This is a genomic window from Arthrobacter sp. MMS24-T111 (assembly GCF_054888995.1).
The window spans coordinates 2,133,618-2,152,306 of sequence record NZ_JBTZRO010000001.1 but is presented as its reverse complement, the minus strand read 5'-3'; the positions used below and the strand labels follow the sequence as shown (position 1 = coordinate 2,152,306).

General features: G+C 67.4%; 21 protein-coding genes and 1 pseudogene. 11 read left to right on the top strand and 11 right to left on the bottom strand.

What is annotated here, in order from left to right; all coding sequences use genetic code 11:
- Positions 1 to 69: 69 nt before the first annotated feature.
- Positions 70 to 1,179: an ABC transporter substrate-binding protein gene (locus ACX5I6_RS10100; RefSeq protein ID WP_285248510.1), complete on the top strand. Its 1,110-nt coding sequence runs from the start codon at positions 70 to 72 to the stop codon at positions 1,177 to 1,179.
- A gap of 91 nt (positions 1,180 to 1,270) precedes the next feature.
- Here the strand turns inward: ACX5I6_RS10100 and ACX5I6_RS10095 are convergent, their stop codons facing one another.
- A complete protein-coding gene (locus tag ACX5I6_RS10095) occupies positions 1,271 to 1,924 on the bottom strand; it encodes a TetR/AcrR family transcriptional regulator (RefSeq protein ID WP_461840396.1) in 654 nt (217 codons plus the stop codon).
- A gap of 100 nt (positions 1,925 to 2,024) precedes the next feature.
- Here ACX5I6_RS10095 and ACX5I6_RS10090 point away from each other — a divergent pair, with 100 nt between their 5' ends.
- Positions 2,025 to 3,143, top strand: a complete 1,119-nt coding sequence (locus ACX5I6_RS10090) for a flavin-containing monooxygenase (protein WP_461840395.1) — start codon at positions 2,025 to 2,027, stop codon at positions 3,141 to 3,143.
- On the opposite strand, the gene ACX5I6_RS10085 is transcribed toward ACX5I6_RS10090, so the two are convergent.
- From ACX5I6_RS10085 to ACX5I6_RS10075, 3 genes are all read right to left on the bottom strand, one after another.
- On the bottom strand, positions 3,112 to 3,813 hold the full coding sequence (locus ACX5I6_RS10085) for an esterase/lipase family protein (RefSeq protein WP_461840394.1): 702 nt from the start codon (positions 3,811 to 3,813) through the stop codon (positions 3,112 to 3,114). The two genes, ACX5I6_RS10090 and ACX5I6_RS10085, sit on opposite strands and share 32 nt — an antisense overlap.
- A 23-nt stretch (positions 3,814 to 3,836) precedes the next feature.
- A complete protein-coding gene (locus tag ACX5I6_RS10080; protein ID WP_461840393.1) occupies positions 3,837 to 5,054 on the bottom strand; it encodes an MFS transporter in 1,218 nt (405 codons plus the stop codon).
- A 76-nt stretch (positions 5,055 to 5,130) separates the two neighbouring features.
- A complete protein-coding gene (locus tag ACX5I6_RS10075; protein ID WP_461840392.1) occupies positions 5,131 to 5,568 on the bottom strand; it encodes a hypothetical protein in 438 nt (145 codons plus the stop codon).
- Positions 5,569 to 5,732: 164 nt separating this feature from the next.
- On the opposite strand from ACX5I6_RS10075, the gene ACX5I6_RS10070 reads away from it, so the two are divergent.
- Entirely contained in the window at positions 5,733 to 6,074 is a 342-nt protein-coding gene (locus ACX5I6_RS10070; protein WP_018760608.1) for a thioredoxin domain-containing protein, read from the top strand.
- A gap of 26 nt (positions 6,075 to 6,100) precedes the next feature.
- Here ACX5I6_RS10070 and trxB read toward each other — a convergent pair whose 3' ends face one another.
- On the bottom strand, positions 6,101 to 7,078 hold the full coding sequence (trxB, locus tag ACX5I6_RS10065) for a thioredoxin-disulfide reductase (protein ID WP_109044269.1): 978 nt from the start codon (positions 7,076 to 7,078) through the stop codon (positions 6,101 to 6,103).
- Positions 7,079 to 7,281: 203 nt separating this feature from the next.
- On the opposite strand from trxB, the gene ACX5I6_RS10060 reads away from it, so the two are divergent.
- Positions 7,282 to 7,605: a hypothetical protein gene (locus tag ACX5I6_RS10060; RefSeq protein WP_461840391.1), complete on the top strand. Its 324-nt coding sequence runs from the start codon at positions 7,282 to 7,284 to the stop codon at positions 7,603 to 7,605.
- A 172-nt stretch (positions 7,606 to 7,777) separates the two neighbouring features.
- Here the strand turns inward: ACX5I6_RS10060 and ACX5I6_RS10055 are convergent, their stop codons facing one another.
- A complete protein-coding gene (locus ACX5I6_RS10055; protein WP_461840390.1) occupies positions 7,778 to 8,227 on the bottom strand; it encodes a hypothetical protein in 450 nt (149 codons plus the stop codon).
- 62 nt (positions 8,228 to 8,289) lie between these two features.
- Positions 8,290 to 8,808 (bottom strand): MarR family winged helix-turn-helix transcriptional regulator, encoded by a 519-nt coding sequence (locus tag ACX5I6_RS10050; protein WP_285248504.1) that lies wholly within the window; start codon positions 8,806 to 8,808, stop codon positions 8,290 to 8,292.
- Between the two features lie 217 nt (positions 8,809 to 9,025).
- Between ACX5I6_RS10050 and ACX5I6_RS10045 the strand changes: the two genes are divergently transcribed.
- Positions 9,026 to 9,784, top strand: a complete 759-nt coding sequence (locus ACX5I6_RS10045; RefSeq protein WP_461840389.1) for an ANTAR domain-containing protein — start codon at positions 9,026 to 9,028, stop codon at positions 9,782 to 9,784.
- Between the two features lie 332 nt (positions 9,785 to 10,116).
- Positions 10,117 to 10,263, top strand: coding sequence for a hypothetical protein (locus ACX5I6_RS10040; RefSeq protein WP_165837969.1), 147 nt, complete (start codon positions 10,117 to 10,119; stop codon positions 10,261 to 10,263).
- 28 nt (positions 10,264 to 10,291) lie between these two features.
- On the opposite strand, the gene ACX5I6_RS10035 is transcribed toward ACX5I6_RS10040, so the two are convergent.
- Genes ACX5I6_RS10035 through ftsW form a run of 3 tightly spaced genes read right to left on the bottom strand, consistent with a single transcriptional unit; the run spans position 10,292 to position 12,778 of the window.
- Positions 10,292 to 10,750, bottom strand: a complete 459-nt coding sequence (locus tag ACX5I6_RS10035; RefSeq protein WP_461840388.1) for an MFS transporter — start codon at positions 10,748 to 10,750, stop codon at positions 10,292 to 10,294.
- Positions 10,636 to 11,505 carry an MFS transporter gene (locus tag ACX5I6_RS10030; protein WP_461840387.1) on the bottom strand — a complete coding sequence of 290 codons (870 nt, stop codon included), beginning with the start codon at positions 11,503 to 11,505 and terminating at the stop codon, positions 10,636 to 10,638. The genes ACX5I6_RS10035 and ACX5I6_RS10030 overlap by 115 nt, the downstream gene beginning before the upstream one ends.
- Before the next feature lie 28 nt (positions 11,506 to 11,533).
- On the bottom strand, positions 11,534 to 12,778 hold the full coding sequence (ftsW, locus tag ACX5I6_RS10025) for a putative lipid II flippase FtsW (protein WP_461840386.1): 1,245 nt from the start codon (positions 12,776 to 12,778) through the stop codon (positions 11,534 to 11,536).
- Between the two features lie 199 nt (positions 12,779 to 12,977).
- On the opposite strand from ftsW, the gene ACX5I6_RS10020 reads away from it, so the two are divergent.
- The 4 genes and pseudogenes from ACX5I6_RS10020 (at position 12,978) to ACX5I6_RS10005 (ending at position 16,538) form a co-directional block, all read left to right on the top strand.
- Positions 12,978 to 14,513, top strand: coding sequence for an LCP family protein (locus ACX5I6_RS10020; protein WP_461840385.1), 1,536 nt, complete (start codon positions 12,978 to 12,980; stop codon positions 14,511 to 14,513).
- 68 nt (positions 14,514 to 14,581) lie between these two features.
- Positions 14,582 to 14,905: an ArsR/SmtB family transcription factor gene (locus tag ACX5I6_RS10015; protein ID WP_461840384.1), complete on the top strand. Its 324-nt coding sequence runs from the start codon at positions 14,582 to 14,584 to the stop codon at positions 14,903 to 14,905.
- On the top strand, positions 14,905 to 15,612 hold the full coding sequence (locus ACX5I6_RS10010; RefSeq protein WP_461840383.1) for a cation transporter: 708 nt from the start codon (positions 14,905 to 14,907) through the stop codon (positions 15,610 to 15,612). The genes ACX5I6_RS10015 and ACX5I6_RS10010 overlap by 1 nt, the downstream gene beginning before the upstream one ends.
- Positions 15,613 to 15,615: 3 nt before the next feature.
- Positions 15,616 to 16,538 (top strand): annotated as a pseudogene (locus tag ACX5I6_RS10005) (cation diffusion facilitator family transporter).
- A gap of 49 nt (positions 16,539 to 16,587) precedes the next feature.
- Here ACX5I6_RS10005 and ACX5I6_RS10000 read toward each other — a convergent pair.
- A complete protein-coding gene (locus tag ACX5I6_RS10000) occupies positions 16,588 to 17,757 on the bottom strand; it encodes an acyltransferase family protein (RefSeq protein ID WP_461840382.1) in 1,170 nt (389 codons plus the stop codon).
- A gap of 158 nt (positions 17,758 to 17,915) precedes the next feature.
- On the opposite strand from ACX5I6_RS10000, the gene ACX5I6_RS09995 reads away from it, so the two are divergent.
- Positions 17,916 to 18,638 carry an ANTAR domain-containing protein gene (locus ACX5I6_RS09995; RefSeq protein ID WP_461840381.1) on the top strand — a complete coding sequence of 241 codons (723 nt, stop codon included), beginning with the start codon at positions 17,916 to 17,918 and terminating at the stop codon, positions 18,636 to 18,638.
- The last annotated feature ends 51 nt before the right edge of the window (positions 18,639 to 18,689 follow it).

Below are 18,689 nucleotides of genomic sequence, written 5' to 3'. Positions count from 1 at the left end.
CGCACTGCCCCTAAACCCGCCACCCATGTCCCGATCGGGACAAACAAAAGGATGCGTAAAACAATGATGATGAAGCGCCCTATTCTTGCCGCTGCAGCCGCCGGAGCGGTTGCCCTCAGCCTGGCAGCCTGCGGCAGCAGTTCCACCCCTGCCTCCAGCGGCGGGTCCGCCGGCGGCAGCGCCTCCGCCGACACCAGTTCCATGCCCACAGTGAAGATGATGGTGGGCGGCATCGACAAGCAGATCTACCTCCCGTACCAACTGGCCCAGCAGCTGGGCTACTACGAGAAGTACGGGGTCAAGATGGAACTCTCCACCGAGCAGCAGGGCGGCGTCGGTGCGGAGGAGGCCATGGCGTCCGGGCAGGTGGACATGGCAGGAGCGTGGTACATCCATACCGTGGACTTCCAGGCCAAAGGCAAGAAGGTCACCAACCTCATCCAGCTCTCCGGCGCCCCCGGCGAGCGCATCATGTGCAGCCCGAAGGCCAACGTCCACTCCGGAGCCGACCTCAAGGGCAAGACGGTCGGCGTCACGGACCTCGGCTCCGGTACCGACGAACTCACCCAGTTCATTGCGTCCAAGGCCGGCCTGTCCAAGAGCGACTACCAGACCATCGCCGTCGGTGCCGGCGCCACCGCCATCGCGGCCATCCAGCGCGGGTCCGCCGACTGCGTCATGACCACCCAGCCAACAGTGGGCGCCCTCGAGGCCAAGAACCTTGCGGTTCCCGCCATTGACCTGGCTACGGCGGATGGCGCCAAGGCGGCCCTCGGCAGTTCGCTGCCGTCCGCAGGCCTGCTCGCCCAGGCGGACTGGGTCAACAGCCACCAGGATGAAGCCCAGAAGGTGGTGGATGCGCTCGTGGACACCATGCACTGGATCAGCACCCACTCGGCCCAGGAGATCGCGGACAAGCTGCCGCCGGCTTTCGTCCAGAACAGCACCATCAGCAAGGACGATTACGTCAAGGCATTGGACCAGGACAAGGGCCAGTTCCTCCCTGACGGCATCATGCCCGCCGGCGGGCCCAAGACAGTCTTTGACGAGGAGAAGACGATTGGCGTTGATACCTCCAAGGTCAACATGGCGGATACGTTCGACCAGAAGTATGCCCAGGCGGCACTGAAGCTTGAGGGCTACACCGCCACCACCACCCCGGCGGGCTCCGACGGCTGATACCGTCCGGGACGCTTTAGTTGCGCTCCTCCGGAAGGCTGACAAGGCTTTCCGGAGGAGCGTTTCAGTTAAGGGGCGGCTGCAGCGAGGCTCAGGGCCGGTCCAGCAACAGCCGGCACCACGCATCGCCCAGCCATCCGGCGAACCGTTCCGGATCCCAGCCGCGCTGGCCCACCAGCAGCCCCCAGTACTCCGGCCCGTTCATGCTCCATACAGCGTCGGCGAGTTCCTCGGCCGGCAGGTCCGTGCGGAGCTTCCCCGTCGTGGCGAGGTCCGCGATGAATTGGCGCATGTTGGCCGCGCGCCGGTCCGAGATCTCCCGCCACAAGGCACCGCAGTCCGGATCGGTGCCGGCCCCATCGCGGAGCGCCTCGTACACCGGCGCCAGCCGGGGCTGGATGCGTGCCAAGGCCTGGGCGTACAGGGAGATCTTCTCGGCCGCCCCCGTCGCCTCGCGTATGCGGATCACATAGTCCCGGCGCTCGGCCGGGACGGCCTGGCCGGTCCCCGAGATCGCCGCTTCCACCACCCCGCGCAGGAGGTCCGGCTTCCGCCCGATCGTGGCGTAGATCGTGTCGACGGCGACACCCGCCCGCCGGGCGATGGCCGCAACGGTGGCGGACCGGTACCCCTCGCCCACGAACAGGTCCCGGGCAGCGGAGAGCACCGCGTCCCGGGTTGCCGCCGCCTGTTCCCGCCGCAACGGGGAGTTGTAGCGGCGCGCCTGGGCATTGACTTCACTCATCGACGGGCCTAGCCTTTATTCATCCGAATGCCATTCGGATGAATTGTAGCAGGAAGCCCGGGACCGCGGCGAAGCGGCACGGACGGAAGGGCAGGACACCATGTCGGAGCGCTTCAACACCGTGGTCATCGGCGGCGGCCAGGCAGGCCTGGCCATGGGATACCACCTTGGCCGCCTCAACCGGCCGTTTGTGATCCTGGATGAACAGGCGGCAGCCGGTGACAGCTGGCGCGCCCGCTGGGAGTCCCTCAGGCTCTTTACCCTGGCCCGCTACGATGCCCTGCCCGGCAGCCGCTTCCCCGCCCCGCAATGGTCCTTCCCCTCCCGCGAAGAGTTCGCCGAATACTTGGGCCGTTATGTTGAAGAGTTCGGGTTGCCGGTCCGGCACAATGTCCGGGTCACCGGCCTCGGCCACAACAGCCACGGTTTCGTCATCGACGCCGGCGGCCGGCGGTTCGAAGCCGACAACGTGGTGGTCGCCTCCGGCTGGGACCGGAAACCCCGGATTCCCGCCTTCGCCGGGCAGCTCAGCCCGGCCATCCGGCAGCTGACGGCCGGGAGCTACCGGAGTCCCCGTGACCTCGCGCCGGGACCGGCCCTGGTGGTCGGCGCCGGCAATTCCGGTGCGGACATCGCCCTGGAACTTGCCTCCACCCGCACCGCCTACCTGTCAGGCCGCCATCCGGGCGAAATCCCCTGGCGCGTCGACGCCGTCGCCGCCCGCCCGCTGACACTTGCCGTCTTCTTCGCCTTCTCCCATATCCTGACGCTCGGCACACCCGCCGGCCGGAAGGCCCGGCCCCGCGTGCTCTCGCACAGCGGACCACTGGTCAGGGTGAAGGACCGGGACCTGGTGCGTGCCGGCGTCGTACGTGTTCCCAGGACGGAAGGCGTCAAAGACGGCCTGCCGCTGTTGGCTGACGGCAGGACACTGGCAGTGGCCAACGTCATCTGGTGCACCGGATTCACTCCGGACCTGGACTGGATCGACCTGCCCGTAATGGGCGCCGACGGCCAGCCGGCCCAAGAGCGGGGCGTGGCCACCGCCCAGCCCGGACTCTACTTCCTCGGCGCCACCTTCCAGCATTCGCTCGCCTCCTCAATGGTCCACGGCGTGGGCCGCGACGCAGAATTCATCGCCGGCCGGATCGCGGCAGCAGCATCTGCAGAGGCAGCACCGGGTGCGGTCAGGCCGGAAGGCTCAGCTGCTCCACAATGATCCTCGCGGTCCCGGGGTCGCCAAGGATCCGGAAGTGCCCGGCCACGGGCAACTCGATATTGGTGGCGCCGGGGAGCACGCTGCCCTCCGGGATGTGCGGATCGAACGGGCCGTACAGGGACGTGATGCGGCTGTTGATGGTCTGCTCGCGCGCCATCTGCAAGGTCAGCGCGTTGCGCGGCGAGAAGATCCGCAGGCTGGGCAGCAGCATGTACCGGGCGTAGCGGGAACCGGAGAATGGTGCGCACACGGCGATCATCCGGTCGATCCGGTGCTCGGGGTCCAGGGACAGCATGGTGTATTTGCCGATCAGCCCGCCCTTGCTGTGGGCCACCAGGATGGCGTTGTGCAGGCCCGCCTCCTCCAGGTGCTGGGCCACCAGCCTGGCGGCGTCCGGCACCTTGAGTTTGTTGCGCTGCAGCACCGTGACCACGTGCACTGGGTGCCCGGCATCATGGATGGCCCGGATGAGCGGCATCATGAACTGCCAGTTTTCGTAGACGCCGGGGATGATCACCACGGGCTGGAGGGTGCCGGTCCGGAAGGAGGCCGGCTGCACGCGGGAGAGGAACCCCCGGACCTGCCAGCCGGTGGCATAGGCATAGTCCTGGGCCCACCACACGGCTTTGTGCAGGGGGCTGGTGCGGGCGCTCACGCCGGGGTCGGTCATGTGTCGAGAATAGCCTGCCGGCGTCAGTAGTTCCGGCGGTGCTTGAGGCGGGGAAGGACGACGGCGAACACGGCCGCCGCCGCGAACCCCAGGATGCCCGTGGCTGAGATCCCCGGCCCCAGGGACGCCAGGGCCGTCACCCCGGACAGGAGCACCGGGCCGCCGGTGGACCCGGCGTCCGCCATGAACCGCCAGAGGCCCAGGAACTGGCCGCGGCCGCGGTCCGGCGAGAAGTCCGCTCCCAGGGTCATCACCAGCCCGGAGCTGATGCCGTTGCCGAAGCCGATCAGCAGCGCCGCCAGCAGCAGTCCCGTGAAGGATCCGGTGAGCGGGATCAGCAGCAGCGCGGTTCCCATGAGCAGCGTGGACGGGATGGCCACCCATTGCCGGCCTTTGCGGTCCATCAGTTTGCCGGCGGGATAGAACACCAGCATGTCGATCGCACCGGAGAGGCCGTAGATCAGGGACGCGGAGGTGGCGTCCATGCCTAGATGGTCGGACCAGAGCGGGATCACCACCTGCCGGGAGGACCGCAGCGCGCTGAGCAGCAGGATGCCCACGCCCAGCGAGAGGAACACGCCCGCGTGCGAGACCGCGACGCTCCGGAGGGTGGGCTGGGCGGCACCGTCCCCGCCCGGCGGAGCGTCCGGTACCGCCAGGTCCGGGATGGTGAGGGAAAGCAGGGCTGCGGCGGCCATGGCCACCACGCCCACCCAGTATGCGCCGGCGATGCCGAAGAACTGCATCACGGCCGCGCCCGCGAAGGGGCCGATGAACACGCCGATGCGGTTCACGCCGCCCAAGGTGGACAGCGCCCTGGCACGGTACGCCACGGGCACGGCCTCGGTGAGGTATTTCTGCCGGGCCAGGCCGAACACCGCACCGGACATCCCGACGACGGTCATCGCCACGGCCAGCAGCCAGAGTCCGTTCGGGGCCAGGGCGGAGGTGGCGGCGGCGGCGAGGGCCAGGCCGGCGGCGACGGCGGCGCCCACGATGGACCAGCGCTCTCCGAAGCGCAGGGTCACCAGTGACGCGGGCAGGTTGAAGAACCAGGAGCCCAGGCCGATGAGGGTCACGATGAGGGCTGCCACGGCCACGGATGCGCCCAGCTCGCGGGCCGACAATGCCACCACCGGGAGGATGGCACCTTGGCCGATTCCGAAGAGCAACGTGGGACCGAACGCGGCGACGGCAATACTGCGCAGGTTGAAGGGCTGGGCGTCATCCGGGGAAGTCATCAGATTTATCCTATGGCCGCCGCCAATGCATCAGGGGTGTGGCGCGAGGGATGGGGTGTGGCAGAGCCCCGGGCCCCTAGCGTTTCCTGGGCCGGGGCTCGATGCCCGCCAACGCACGGACCAGGTTGACCAGCTCCGCCACGGCCCCGATGACCGAGCCCACCATGGCTATCAGCAGGAGCACCCGGACCAGCACCGGCCAGCCGGTCCAGCCGCCCGTGAAGTCGAAGGGGAAGACTTCCCAGACGCGTATGATGGCGGCCATGCCGAAGCCCAGCGCCACCAGGTTTCCCACGGCCAAAAGGGCCCGGGCACGGATCAGGACGCAGACCACGCCCACCACGATGCCGGCGACCAGGGACGCGTTGATGAGGTCGAGGACGCGGACCATGCCGGAGGTGAGGAAGGGCAGCACCTGCCACCCGGGCCAGATGTTGATCGCGTACAGGAGCAGGGCATTGACCACTGCGGAGCCAATGTTGCCGCTCCCGCCGGTGGAAGTCCTGTCCGCCATGGCACCACCATCCCCTGGCCCAACCGCATGCCAAAAGTGCCGAAGGTCCCCAGCCCGCGTGCGGCCCGGCGGTAAAAATACAGGGGTCACAAAAGGGCCGGCGAGGAGTAGCGTTCGCCTTATGGGGCGCTGATTCGTGCCCACCGCCAAGGGGAGGTCATTTCATGGGTGAAGTGTGGGTTCGCACTCTGGGCAACGGGCTGGTCCGGGCAGACCGGGTCACCGAGATTGCGTCCACCCGGGGGTCCTTGCACGAGGACCGCGGGTATTCACTGAAGGTCATTGTGGACGGCAAGGGCCACGTGCTGATTGACGACGCCGGCCTGCAGGGTTCCCTGCCGGAGCGCCTGGAGTATGCCCGGCACATGGAGGATGCCCTGCTGCTGGCCATCGACGAGGCTCGCGAGAACGACGCGTCGATGGTGATCTCCTACGAGCCCGAACGCGAGCGCTGGTCCGCCGCTCCGGTCTCTGTATTAACGGGCAGGCTCCCCGAAGTGGTCTGACCCCGGGGGCCCGCCGCCGGACTGCCTCAGTTGTGCGTCGGTTCCTCCACCAACGCAGTCGCGATGCTGGCCGCGTCCTCCAAGGCTGCCAGGAAGCGTTCCGCGTCCAGGGCAGCCGCGCAGCCGGTGCCGGCCGCAGTGATGGCCTGCCGGTACCGGTGGTCAACGGCATCGCCGCAGGCGAAGACTCCGGAGAGGTTGGTGCAGGTGGTGGGGGCATCCACTTTGATGTAGCCCTCCTCGTCCAGATCCACTTGGCCGGCCACGAGTTCGGTCCGCGGCAGGTGCCCGATGGCCACGAAGATGCCGGTGGCGTCCTGGTGCCGGGTTTCGCCGGTGCGGGTATCCGTGAGGGTCACGCCGGTGACCTTGCCGTCGCCGTGGATGGCGCTGACCGCGGAGTTCCAGGCGAACCGGATCTTGGGGTTGTCCTTGGCCCGTTGCGCCATGATGCGGGAGGCCCGCAGTTCGCCCTTGCGGACCACCACGGTGACGGTCTTGCCGAAGCGGGTCAGGAAAGTTGCTTCCTCCATGGCGGAGTCGCCGCCGCCCACGACGATGATGTCCTGGTCGCGGAAGAAGAACCCGTCGCAGGTGGCGCACCAGGAGACGCCGTGTCCGCTGAACTTCTTCTCCTCCGGCAGGCCGAGCTCCTTGTAGGCCGAGCCGGTGGCCAGGATGACTGCCTGCGCCTCGTACGTCTCCCCGCCGCCGGTGACCACGCGCTTGACGGGGCCTTTGAGCTCAACGGACGTGGCGTCGTCGTACTCGATGCGGGCGCCGAACTTTTCCGCCTGCTGCTGCAGGCCGTCCATCAGCTCCGGGCCTTGGATGCCGCCCGGGAAACCGGGGAAGTTCTCCACTTCGGTGGTGTTCATCAGGGCACCGCCGGCCGTGACGGAGCCGGCCAGGACCAGCGGGTTCAGTCCGGCGCGGGCGGCGTAAATGGCGGCGGTGTAGCCGGACGGGCCGGAACCGATAATGATCAGCTGTTCTTTGCTCATGGGGTGTCCTTCGGAGGCGGTGCTACTGGGGCGTGCCTTGATCACATCACGGATCAGAGCGGAAGGGCCAACGTTCGCTTCGATGTCATAGAGGCCACGGTGTTGCGCACATCACATTCTGTCCCTAATCTGGTTGAGGCTTAGCAAACAGGCCATGCAAGAAGCTGCAGCGTCGCAGCCAATGCCGGGGAAGGCTTTACAACGTGAATTCGAAGCTTAATATCGTGGTCCGCATTGACTTGGACCACAGCAGGGCCCAGGTGATTGCAAAGGGGCATATCACCATCCACAGCATCAACGCACTCTACGTCGTAGCCAAGCGTGCCAACTCCCTCAAAGGGGGCCTGGACCTGGAGCTTGATATCTCCAGCGCCTGGGTGGATGAGGATGCGCTGGAAATGCTCCGGTCCGCCGCCCGGTCCAGGCACCTGCCGGCCAAGATCGATCCCGGCCAGGCACCCTGCACCATCAGCGTGCTGGCTGACCGGCGGCATCGTGCCGCGACGCCCGCCCGCCAGGCCGCATAGCGCGTTCCGGCCGCTCGCCGCGCCCCCTGATCGGGCCAGAGCCGGCCGACTATATTCTTCTTTACCGCTTTAACCCACGAAGTGCAGCTGCACCCGAACAGACGGGTGGCTGCACTTCGTGACGTCAAAGCTTTCTTCCGGGGCGGGGTCCTGTTCGGACAGCGGCCTGGAGCTACAGCAACCGGTCACTGCCGGCGAGGAACTCCCGCAGTTCCGGCTCGGTCAGGCCTGCCGCATCGCTCAGGGCGTCCGGCGCGGCACCCAGCCGGGAAGCGCTGCGCACGGCATTGGCAAACCCTTCCTGCGCGGCATCCAGCTCCCACTGAATGCTCTCCACCCTCGCGGAGGCCAGCCGGACTGCTTCCAGCGGATCTCCGGCGGGTTCGCTATCCATCCGGTATCCGCAGGGGCAGGACCATTCGGAGGAGCCGAGCTCAAGTGGCGCCCAGCCGAGGGAAGCAATGGGGACCGGGGCAGCCGTCATCTCCACGCCACAGTGCATGGGGGCCGCGGGTGCCGTTTGCTCCAGCGCCGGGCTTTCCGCGGGCTGGACGGGAGTCTGGGTGTCTATCGTCACCGGGATCGAGTGCCCGGCCGCCTGAGGTTCAAGTACTGCAGTCATTCGATCCACCATCCGATAGTTCACTAACAATGTAGCTAGTCTAACTAGGATTACTTCGTTGTCTACCGGGATCCAACATGCGGGGCCATGTTGACGGCGTCCACCGCCTCGCGCATGCGCATCAGGAAGTGCATCACCGCTTTGATCTCGTCCGGCGACAGGGACTCGGCGGCCTCGAGCATGCGCTTATGCATCTGGTTGAGGTTATGCCGGACTTCCTCGTCGGCGCCGGGTGCGGGCCGGAGGATGATGGCGCGGCGGTCCGACGGGTGGCGTTCACGCGTTACATGGCCACTGGCAACCAACCGGTCCACGAGCGTGGTCATGGACGCGGAGGTGATACCCAGCCTGCCCGCCAGTTCCGTGGGGCGGACTCCCACGCCGGCGGCTTCAGCGTCAATGAGGTACCGCAAGGCCAGGAGGTCGGTCTCCCCCATGGCGGGCGACGAGCGCGTGCGCCGGCGCATGGCGGTTTCGGATGTGCGGAACTCCCGGAGGGCGTTGATCACATCAACGGCCCTGGGCTCTGTGTCTTCCAGGGTGGGGTACGAGTAGCCTTCGCTTGCACCATGCGGGTTCATGCGAATTCCTTCGATATCCTACTTGCTTGGCTGTCTAACGAATCTATCGTAGCCCATCCGCCGGTCCGGCCCTCGAAGAGCCCGGGCAAGTACCTGCGCCGGTCACCGGAAAAAGTAGAGTACCGGCTACTCGTGCACACGCCCTGACCGCCCAATAAATTGCAAGGAAACCTGCGGCAGCCGATGCCACGGGGTACGACTTGAATGGGGGTGCGGGGTGGCGGTTGGCCCGGCGCATAACAGGGGACCCGAACGGCAAGGGTTCCTGCTGGACCTGATAACAGGTACCGAGGACGACGCCGGCTCCCTGCAGACACTCGCCGACGCAGGGGCCAGGTGGCTGAGTACGACGGCCGGCTCAACGATCGAGTGCGGCGCCGTGCTGCACCGGCAGCGAACCTACGCCGCCGGTGCCGGCAGCACGCCGGGCGCAGCCCGCTTCGCAGCAGCTGAGGAGGAACACGGAGACGGGCCCACAGCGCTGGGCGTGGCGTTGTCAGCACCCGTGGTGGTCAACCCCACGGGTTCCCCCGCGCGCTGGCAAGCGTACCGTCACCGGTTGCTGGATGGCGGATACGGGGCGGCGCTGGCCCTCCCCCTCGAACTGCGGCCCGGTTCCTCGGGAGCCCTGGTGTTCCTGGCCCACGGCAATTACGCCTTCATCACCCGGATCACCAACGAGGCGGCTTGGTTTGCCGGAGTGGCCTCACAGAGCCTGAAGCTTGCCTTGGACGTCCACGGCGTCATCCGCTCGGGGGACAACCTGAAGCAGGTGCTGGAGAGCAGGACCTCCATTGATGTAGCCTGCGGCGTGCTGATGGCACAAAACCGCTGCTCCTACCCCGAGGCCTTCAGCAAGCTCGCCGGGGCGTCGCGGCACCGCAACCTCAAGGTCCGCAGCGTTGCGGACAGCATCCTCAGCACCATGCCCAGCGGCGCCGCCGGTACCCGGTTTGACCCCCCGGCGTTTGCCTGAGGACTACGCGGAGGGATAGCGGCACTCCCCTGCCCGGAGGGATTTTAGTGGCGCGCCCGCGCCCGGATGAGTCCGGCCGCGACGAGCCCGGCAGCTCCGAGGGAAGCCAACATGCCGCCGAGAGCCACGAAGTAATCGGTAATGGTCATTGCCCTGCGCTCCGTTCGTGCCACTGAAACTGCCTGATGAGCCCAAGCTACGCGCCGAATCTCAGCGTTTACCGAAGGATCGCCAGCAGGTTTGGTCAAGATCTGATGAAAATCAGCTGCGGGCATCCACATAGTTCGGCTCCCCGATCTTCCCTTTGGCGGGGCGTTCCGTATTATTCATGCATGTGGACAAAACAAAGCCAGAGCTACTGCCCCACCTGCGGCAGGGCCACTAAGCACGTCACGCATTTCCGCAAGGACGACGCCGGCTCGCTGGTTGCGGAGGTCCGTTGCAGTGAGTGCCCCGAGATCGAGAGTGCCGTCGCCTGAGTCCCTTCCGCGCCTCTTCCGGCCGGACCTAAGGCCTGCCGGCGTGCGGACGGACGACGACGAAGATCACCAGGGCCGCCGCCTGCACCACCGTGATGGTCACGGCCAACGCCGGAATTGATTGTTCGTAGAGCAGGCCGATGAGGAAGCTCCCCGCCAGCCAGGCAAGGCCGTAACAGGCGGTGAACATCCCGTACGCACTCCCCCGCCGGGCTGCGGGTGCCAACCCTGCGACGCCGGCCCGCATGGTGCTTTCCTGGATCCCCATGGCCGCTCCCCACACCAGCACCCCCGCCACCGCGAGCACTGTGTCGTTGCTGAAGCCCAGCCACGGGACCGCTGCGGCAAGCACCGGCAGGACCACGAGGACTTTCAGGCCCACCCGGTCATAGAGCCACCCGGAGGCCAGGGCCGCCACAGCGTCAACGCCCATGGCCACTGCATACAGGACTGGGACCAGGGCGGGCGGCAGCAGTCCGGCCTCCACCAGGTGGAATGAGAGCAGCCCGAACGTGGCATAGCCAAACATGGTGAGGCTGCTGAACGCGGCATAGAGCCAGTACTGCCGGGGCAACGGGGCAGCCCGCCGGACGGTGCCGCATCGTTTTCACGAGCGGTACCGGCCTGCGGGGTGGCGGGCTCCGCGGACGACCCGGCCGGGACGGTCTCGTAGGCGGCCGGGTCGGGCACCTTGTTCTTCAGCCAGAACAGCAGCAGCATGGCCGCCAGCCCGGGGATGGCCAGCAGCAGGAATCCCGGCCCGTAGCTTCCGGTCAGGGCGAGGGCCGCGCCCACCAGGAGCGGCCCCAGCAGTGCTCCTACCTGGTCCAGCGCTTCGTGCAGCGCAAAGGCCTTGCCCTGGCCCAGGGCGGAACCGGCCTCAGCCAGCATGGTGTCCTTGGCAGGGCTCCGCACGGCCTTGCCCAGCCGTTCGGCCAGGACCAGGAGGCAGGCGATCCACAGGGCAGTGCTGATGCCCAGGAGCGGAACGGACAACGCCGTGAGGGCGTAGCCGGAGATGGCGAGGGACCAACGCAGTGCCGGCCGGTCCGCGAGGCGCCCGAACAGGAGGCGGAGGACCAGGGCGACGGCCTCCCCCGCCCCCGTGACCACGCTGACCAGGAGGGCCGAGGCACCCAGGGCGCCCAGGTAGGGCCCGGTGACGCTCCGAGCGCCCTCGTACACCATGTCCATCAGGGCACTGACGATCCCGAAGGCCACAATGAAGCGGACGGCCGTCATGGGCGTTCCCGGAACAGCCCTCCCGGCGCTACTGCTGGTACTCGTGTTCCCTCACCCGCTTCGCCGGGGCGGGAGCTTTGGCCGGGGACTTGGTGTCCGGGTGTTCGGGCCGGGTCACGGCCAGGATCACCCCGATGCCGGCGAGGGAGGAGACCATGGCCGAGCCGCCGTAGGAGATGAACGGCAGCGGGACACCGATGACCGGCAGCAGCCCGCTCACCATGGCGATGTTGATCACGGCCTGCCCCAGGATCCAGGTAATCACGCTGCAGGCAACGATCCGCGAGAAAGTGTCGGTGGTACGGGCAATCGTCTTGAAGACGGTGATGGCAAGGATCGCGAACAGTCCGAGAACCAGCAGGGTACCGGCCAGCCCGAGCTCTTCGCCCAGGATGGAGAAGATGAAGTCGTTGTGGGCTTCCGGGATCCAGTTCCATTTCTGCCGGCTCTGCCCCAGGCCCACTCCGAACCAGCCGCCGGAGGCAAGCGCGTACGCGCCGTGCTGCGCCTGGTAGCCCATGCCCTGGGCGTCCTCGTCCGAACCCATGCCCAGCCAGGACGAGATCCGGCCCATCCTGTTGCCGCTGGTTGCCGCGAGGACCAGGGCGGCCACGACGCAGATCAGGCCGGCCACGGAGAACACCTTCATCCGCACCCCGCCGTAGAACATGGTGGCGGCGAGGATCAGCATGATGATCATGGTGGTGCCGAGGTCGTGCCCCAACGCCACGATGATCATGATCAGCCCGCCGGCGGGGCCCAGCGGGACCACCGCATGTTTCCAGTTCGCCAGCAGGGCTTGTTTCCGGTCCAGGATGGCCGCGGCCCAGACAATCAGCGCCAGCTTGGCGAACTCGGAGGGTTGGGCGGTGAATCCGGCTACGCTCAGCCAGTTCCGGTTGCCGTTCACGGACATGCCCAGTGGCGTGAACACCAGGACCAGGGCTACCAGTGACCCGATCAGCATGGGCCAGCCCAGGCGCCGGATCCGTCGGACCGGCATCCGCGCCAACAGCAGCATGATCACCACGCCCGCAACGGTCCACATGGCCTGCTTGAGGGGGAGATCGTACGGATTGTTTCCTGCCGCCACAGATTCCACGGACGACGCCGATGCCACTTCCACGAGCCCGATCGCCGAGAGCGTGAGGACCACGGCCAGGATCAGCGGCCGGAGGCGGCCCGGCGAGTCATCCTCCAGCCAGAGAGTGAATCGTCCCCATCCGCGCCGGCCAGGGCGGGCCGCGCTGCGTTGTTTTTGACCTGTGTCCATCTGTCCGTTCCTCAGCCTGCACCCCGGGCTTCCTCGACGGCCGGGCCCATCTCCGGGGCGGGTACCGCCGAGAAAAAGAGTACGCCCCCGCCGCCCGGGGACGGCACCGGCGCGGCCGGAAAACCGTGATTCCGGGCGAATTGCCAGCTTGGCCCTGTAGGGTAGCGGAAACCTGTCCCCTCCCGAAGGTCATTTCGTCGTGTTCGGTTCCAGAAAATCTCCCGGCCCGGAACAGGAAGGCTCCGCTCCCGTTGCCTATCCGGGCCAAGGCGAGCTGTATGCCGCCAGTTCCCGCCACGGCAGGCCGCGCCGCCGTGCCCCGCGCTGGGTCAAGGCTGTGGTCGCCGTCGTCTCTGTGCTCCTCCTCGGCGTCCTGGCGTTCGGCGGCTACTGGGCCTGGCGCCTGCAGTCCAACATCAGCACCGCGGCGCTGACCGCCGGTGGCGAACGCACCGAAGGTGCGGTCAATGACAGCACGGACCGGATGCAGATCCTGGTGCTGGGCTCGGACACCAGGAGCGGCAACAACAGCGAGTACGGCAGCGCGGACGATTCCTCCGGCTACGGCCAGTCGGACGTGATGATGCTGCTGGATATCTCGGCGGACAACAAGCACGTCAACGTGGTGAGCTTTCCCCGCGACCTCCTGGTGAACATTCCGGCCTGCACGGACGCGAAGACCGGCCAGCAGTATCCCGCACAGCAGGGCGCCATGATCAACAGCGCCATGAAGCAGGCCGGAATCGGCTGCGCCGTGGACACCGTGAACAAGCTGACCGGGCTGGAGATCGACCATTTCATGATGGCCGATTTCAACGCCGTCAAGGAACTGTCCAACGCGGTGGGCGGCGTGGACGTGTGCGTCAGCGACGCCGTGGACGATCCCGACTCCGGACTGCACCTGCCCGCCGGCACCTCCCAGGTGCAGGGAGAGCAGGCACTGGCGTTCCTGCGCACCCGGCATGGTTTCGCCAATGGCGGGGATCTGGGCCGGATCAAGGCCCAGCAGGGGTTCCTGGCCTCGCTGACCCGCAAACTCAAGTCGGAGGGAACACTCAGCAACCCGCAAAAGGTACTGACCATCGCTGATACGGTCACCAAGAACCTGACCGTGGATTCGGGGCTGTCCTCCGTGCCGTCGCTGCTGACCATCGCCAACCGGCTGAAGAACATCGATCCGGCGAGCGTCAACTTCATCACCACTCCCACCGTCCCGGCACCGCAGGACCCCAACAGGCTGGCCCTGGACGAGCCGGCGGCGTCCAACTTCTTCGCCGCACTGCGCAGCAACCCGGACCTGAGCCAGCCGGCCACCGCCGCCCCCACCCAGGCACCCGCCACACCCGCGGCGCCGGCCTATGACAAGGCTCTGCAGCCGGTATCCGTTGCCAACGGCACCGGCGTGGCGGGCCGCAGTACTGCCATCGCAGGCCTGTTGGCCGACGCCGGCTTCACCAAGGTGACCAAGCTCCAGGCCACCGTCCGCACCCAGACCATGGTCTACTACAGCGCCGGGTATGAGGACGTGGCAGCAGACGTCGCCGCCCTGTTCGGCCTGCCGGCCGGCAGCGTCCAGCAGGTGGCCAACATCCAGGGCGTGCAGCTCTCTGCCGGCACCGACTTCGTGACGGGCACCAAGCCCGCCGCGCCGCCGTCGTCAGCTGATTCCGGAAGCGTGGTGGCGCAGACCGGAAGCGACCAGACCTGCCAGGCCACCAACACCTCCGGCTACTAGCAACGGGGGCTGCCGCAGTCCCAAAGTACACAGTTGCCTGAATACAGCCAGCTATGTACTTTGGGATCATGCAAACCCTAACGCAGGCTCCCGTGCTGGCCCGGTTCGGCTACGCGGTGTCAGACCCCACCCGTGCCCGCGTCCTCCTGGCGCTTTCCGAGGCGGCGTCGTACCCCTCGGACCTGGCGGACAGCCTGGGCGTGTCACGGCAGAGCATGTCCAACCATTTGGCGTGCCTGCGCGGCTGCGGCCTGGTAGTTGCCGTTCCGGACGGCCGGCGCACACGCTACGAGCTCGCGGACGCCCGGATCGGCCACGCCATCACGGACCTGATCAACGTGGTACTGGCCGTGGACCCCACCTGTTGCGGCCCCGACGGGGACGTGGCGTGATGACGGCACTCCACATGCCCGGCACGCATCGCCGGCGGGTCCTCAGCCGCCGGATCCGGCTCTTTGCGGCCGCAACAATCACCTACAACGTCATCGAGGCCGCCGCGGCGCTCTGGGCGGGCGGGGTGGCGGACTCTTCGGCCCTGATCGGCTTCGGGCTGGACTCGGTGATCGAGGTGGCGTCCGCACTGGCGTTGTCCTGGCAGTTCTCCGCCAAGGACCCGGAGCGGCGCGAGCACCTGACGCTGCGGATCATCGCCGTCTCCTTCTTTGCCCTTGCCGCGTTCGTTGCCGTGGACGCCGCCGGCTCGCTGGCAGGCGCGGGAGAAGCGCAGCACTCGGTTCCCGGCATCGTCATCGCGGCCCTGAGCCTGGCCATCATGCCCGTCCTGTCCTGGGCCCAGCGCCGCGCCGGCCGCGAACTCGGTTCCCGGACGGCGGTGGCCGATTCGAAGCAGACCCTGCTGTGCACCTACCTCTCCGCAGTGCTGCTGGTTGGCCTGGTCCTGAACAGCACCTTGGGCTGGTGGTGGGCGGATGCCGGGGCCGCCCTGGTCATTGCGGCAATCGCCGTCCGTGAAGGCATCAGCGCGTGGCGCGGGGACGCCTGCTGCGCGGTTCCGCACGCCGAACAGCACCAGGCAGACGACGACTGCTGCGGGGCGCCGCCGCAGTCCTTGGGCATGCCCACCATAAGGAAGGGCTGACCCGTGGGCAGCGGACACAACCACTCCCACGGCGGAGCCGACCACCACGGCCAGCGCGGAAAGCTGCTGCTGGTTTTCGGCATCACGTTTACCGTGATGCTGGCCGAGATCCTTGGAACGGTCCTGACCGGAAGCCTGGCCCTGCTGGCGGACGCCGGGCACATGTTCACCGATTCCGCCGGGCTCCTCATTGCAGTGATTGCGGCGTCCCTCGCCCTGAAACCTGCCACCCACACCCGCACCTGGGGTTACAAGCGCGCCGAAATCATCGCCGCGGCCGGGCAGGCCGCACTGCTGCTGGGCGTGGGCGGATTCGTCATTGTGGAAGGCATCCGCCGGCTGTTTGCCCCTCCCGAGGTGGGCGGCTCCCTCATGTTGTGGTTCGGCGTCATCGGCCTGGCCGGCAACGCGGCGGGGCTGCTGGTGCTCGCCTCCGGGCGGCACCACAACTTCAACATGAAGGCCGCGTTCCTCGAGGTGCTCAACGACGCCTTGGGTTCGGTTGCTGTGATCGTGGCGGCGCTGGTCATTGCCCTGACAGGCTGGACCCGGGCGGACGCCGTCGTGTCCCTGCTGATCGGCGCGCTGATCATCCCCCGCACCCTCAGCCTGCTCCGGGACACCGTGAACGTGCTGATGGAAAGCACTCCCCCGGCCTGGACCTGGCCAAAGTACGGGAACACATCCTGGCCCTGCCGCACGTCATCGACGTCCACGACCTGCACGCTTCCCTGGTTGCCTCAGGCGTTCCGGTGTTGTCCGCCCACGTCACCGTGCAGGATCAGTGCATGCGCGACGGGCACTCGGCAATCATCCTGGCCGACCTGCAGCGCTGCGTGGCCAAGGACTTCGACGTCAGCATCGAGCATTCAACCTTCCAGATCGAACCCGCTGCGCACCGCGACCAGGAAAGCATCCAGCACTGACGGCCCAGGCCGCCTGTCGGCCGGGGCGGTGGGCGCCGGGACGTCCGGATCAGGCGGCCACCGGCTCCTTGGCGCGCTCCCTGGGTACTGGCTCGACGGCAGGTTCCAGCTTTGCGTTGGCCCACTGCCGGAGCGGCCGCTCCACGAAGCGGAACGACACGTAAGCCACCAGCACGGTGAGGACCGCGGTCAGCGCGATCCGGAGGGGCAACGCCGGGATGAGCCGCATCAGCAACAGGTACACCGGCAAGTGCCAGAGGTACATGGCATAGGACAGGTCGCGGCCGGGCTTGGCGAGCCAGGGGTGGCTCAGGATCCGCGCCAGGAACCCTGCCGGCTGGAGCACCAGGGCCCCGATCAACACAGCTGACAGCAGGGCGAGTACCGCTGGCCCGGCAGACCAGAAAGCAGTGAACCACACGCCGGGCGTGTCAGGTTCCTTGAACAGGAACAGCGCGGCGGCCAGTGTGATGGCGGCCAGCGGGGCTCCCCAGCGGGCTACGGACACCAATCCGCCGTGCAGCCGGGAGCCGGTCCGTACGGAGGTGAACAGCAGGGCGAGTGCGCAGCCAATGAGCAACTCGTCGGCGCGGGTGTCCGGGCCGTTGTAGATCCGGGCCAGCGGCTGGCCCGCGGTGACCAGCAGGAACCGGTTGAGCAGGAAAGCACCGGCCAGTGCCAGCGTGGCGAAGGCGACGGTGCGGACCTTCCAGAACCGGAGCATTACCAGCAGCAGGAGCGGCCACACCAGGTAGAACTGTTCCTCGACGGCCAGGGTCCAGGTGGGGCCCAGCGTTTCCCCGGCGATGGAGTCGCCGAACAGGCCAAAGTGCGCCAGGTTCATCACGTAGGCTGCGGCCGGCAGGACGAACCCCGCCTGGCCGCCCCAGCCCGAGGCAGGGAACAGGAAGCCTGCCACGAGGATCACTGCGCAGAGCACCAGCAACGCCGGCCAGAGCCGGGCCAGTCGCTTGGCGTAGAAGATGCCCAGGTGGAGGCGGCCGGTGGTGCTCCACTCCTTCATGATCAGCAGCGTGATCACGAAGCCGCTGAGCGCGAAGAAAACGTCGACGCCGATGGATCCCCCGGGGACCAGATCGGTGGCGGTGTGAAAGAAGAACACTCCCGCCACGGCGATGGTGCGGAGCCCGTCCAGGGCATGCTTGCGCCCGGCGATGAGCCCCGTTCCGGGCAAGGCCGGGCGCTCCGCGGCTGACAAAATTCCACTGCTTGACCTAAAAACCACCAAGCAAGCATATATAACGTTTCCATAACTGCCCTGTGTGGAAGCTGGGCGGACCCTGAAAATGAGGCCCAACATCGTGGCTTGTGGCCGGACGGCGCGCCTTCTACATTGAACACATGGTGGACCAGGACATGGCAGAAGATTTCGAGCGGCTCGTCGACCTGATCGGCGGCACGGAGGACATCAAATCCGTGTTGGACGCCATCACCACGTTTGCGGCGGCCACGATGACGGACACCACCGGCACGTCGATTGAATGCGCCGTCACCCTGCGCCGGCGCAAGCACACGGCCACCATTGGCGGCAGCAGCGATACTGCGGTGGTGCTGGACAGGATCGAGCAGACGCTGGGAGACGGGCCCTGCGTCGATGCGCTGGAAACCGGCGTCCCCGTCCTGCTTGGTGACGTGGACTCCGACCCCCGGTGGCCGGAGTACCGCAAAGCCCTCGCAGCCGCGGGCATCGCCAGCGCGCTGGGGGTGCCCATGAAACTGCAGGACGACGCCGGGGCCGTCCTGGATTTCTTCGCACCCGCCAGCGGAGTCTTCAGTGAGCGGGCGGTGTCCGAGGCGGTACGGTTTGCGGACATGGCGGGCATGGCCCTGCGCCTGGCCATCCGGATAGCGTCCGCCGACCAGCGTGCCGAGCACCTGAAGGCCGCGATGGACACCAGGACCGCAATTGACGTGGCCTGCGGGATCATCATGGCGCAAAACCAGTGCGGCAAGGACCAGGCGTTTGAAGTGCTCCGCCGGGCTTCCAACACGCGGAACCAAAAGCTCAACGATCTAGCCCAATCCCTGGTGGACCGGTTCACGGGCTCCCAGCCCACAGCCGCCTACTTCGAGGACTGAGGTTGCACGCCGGCGGCGTTCGCCGCCGGCCCGGGAGCCAGCCACGCTGCT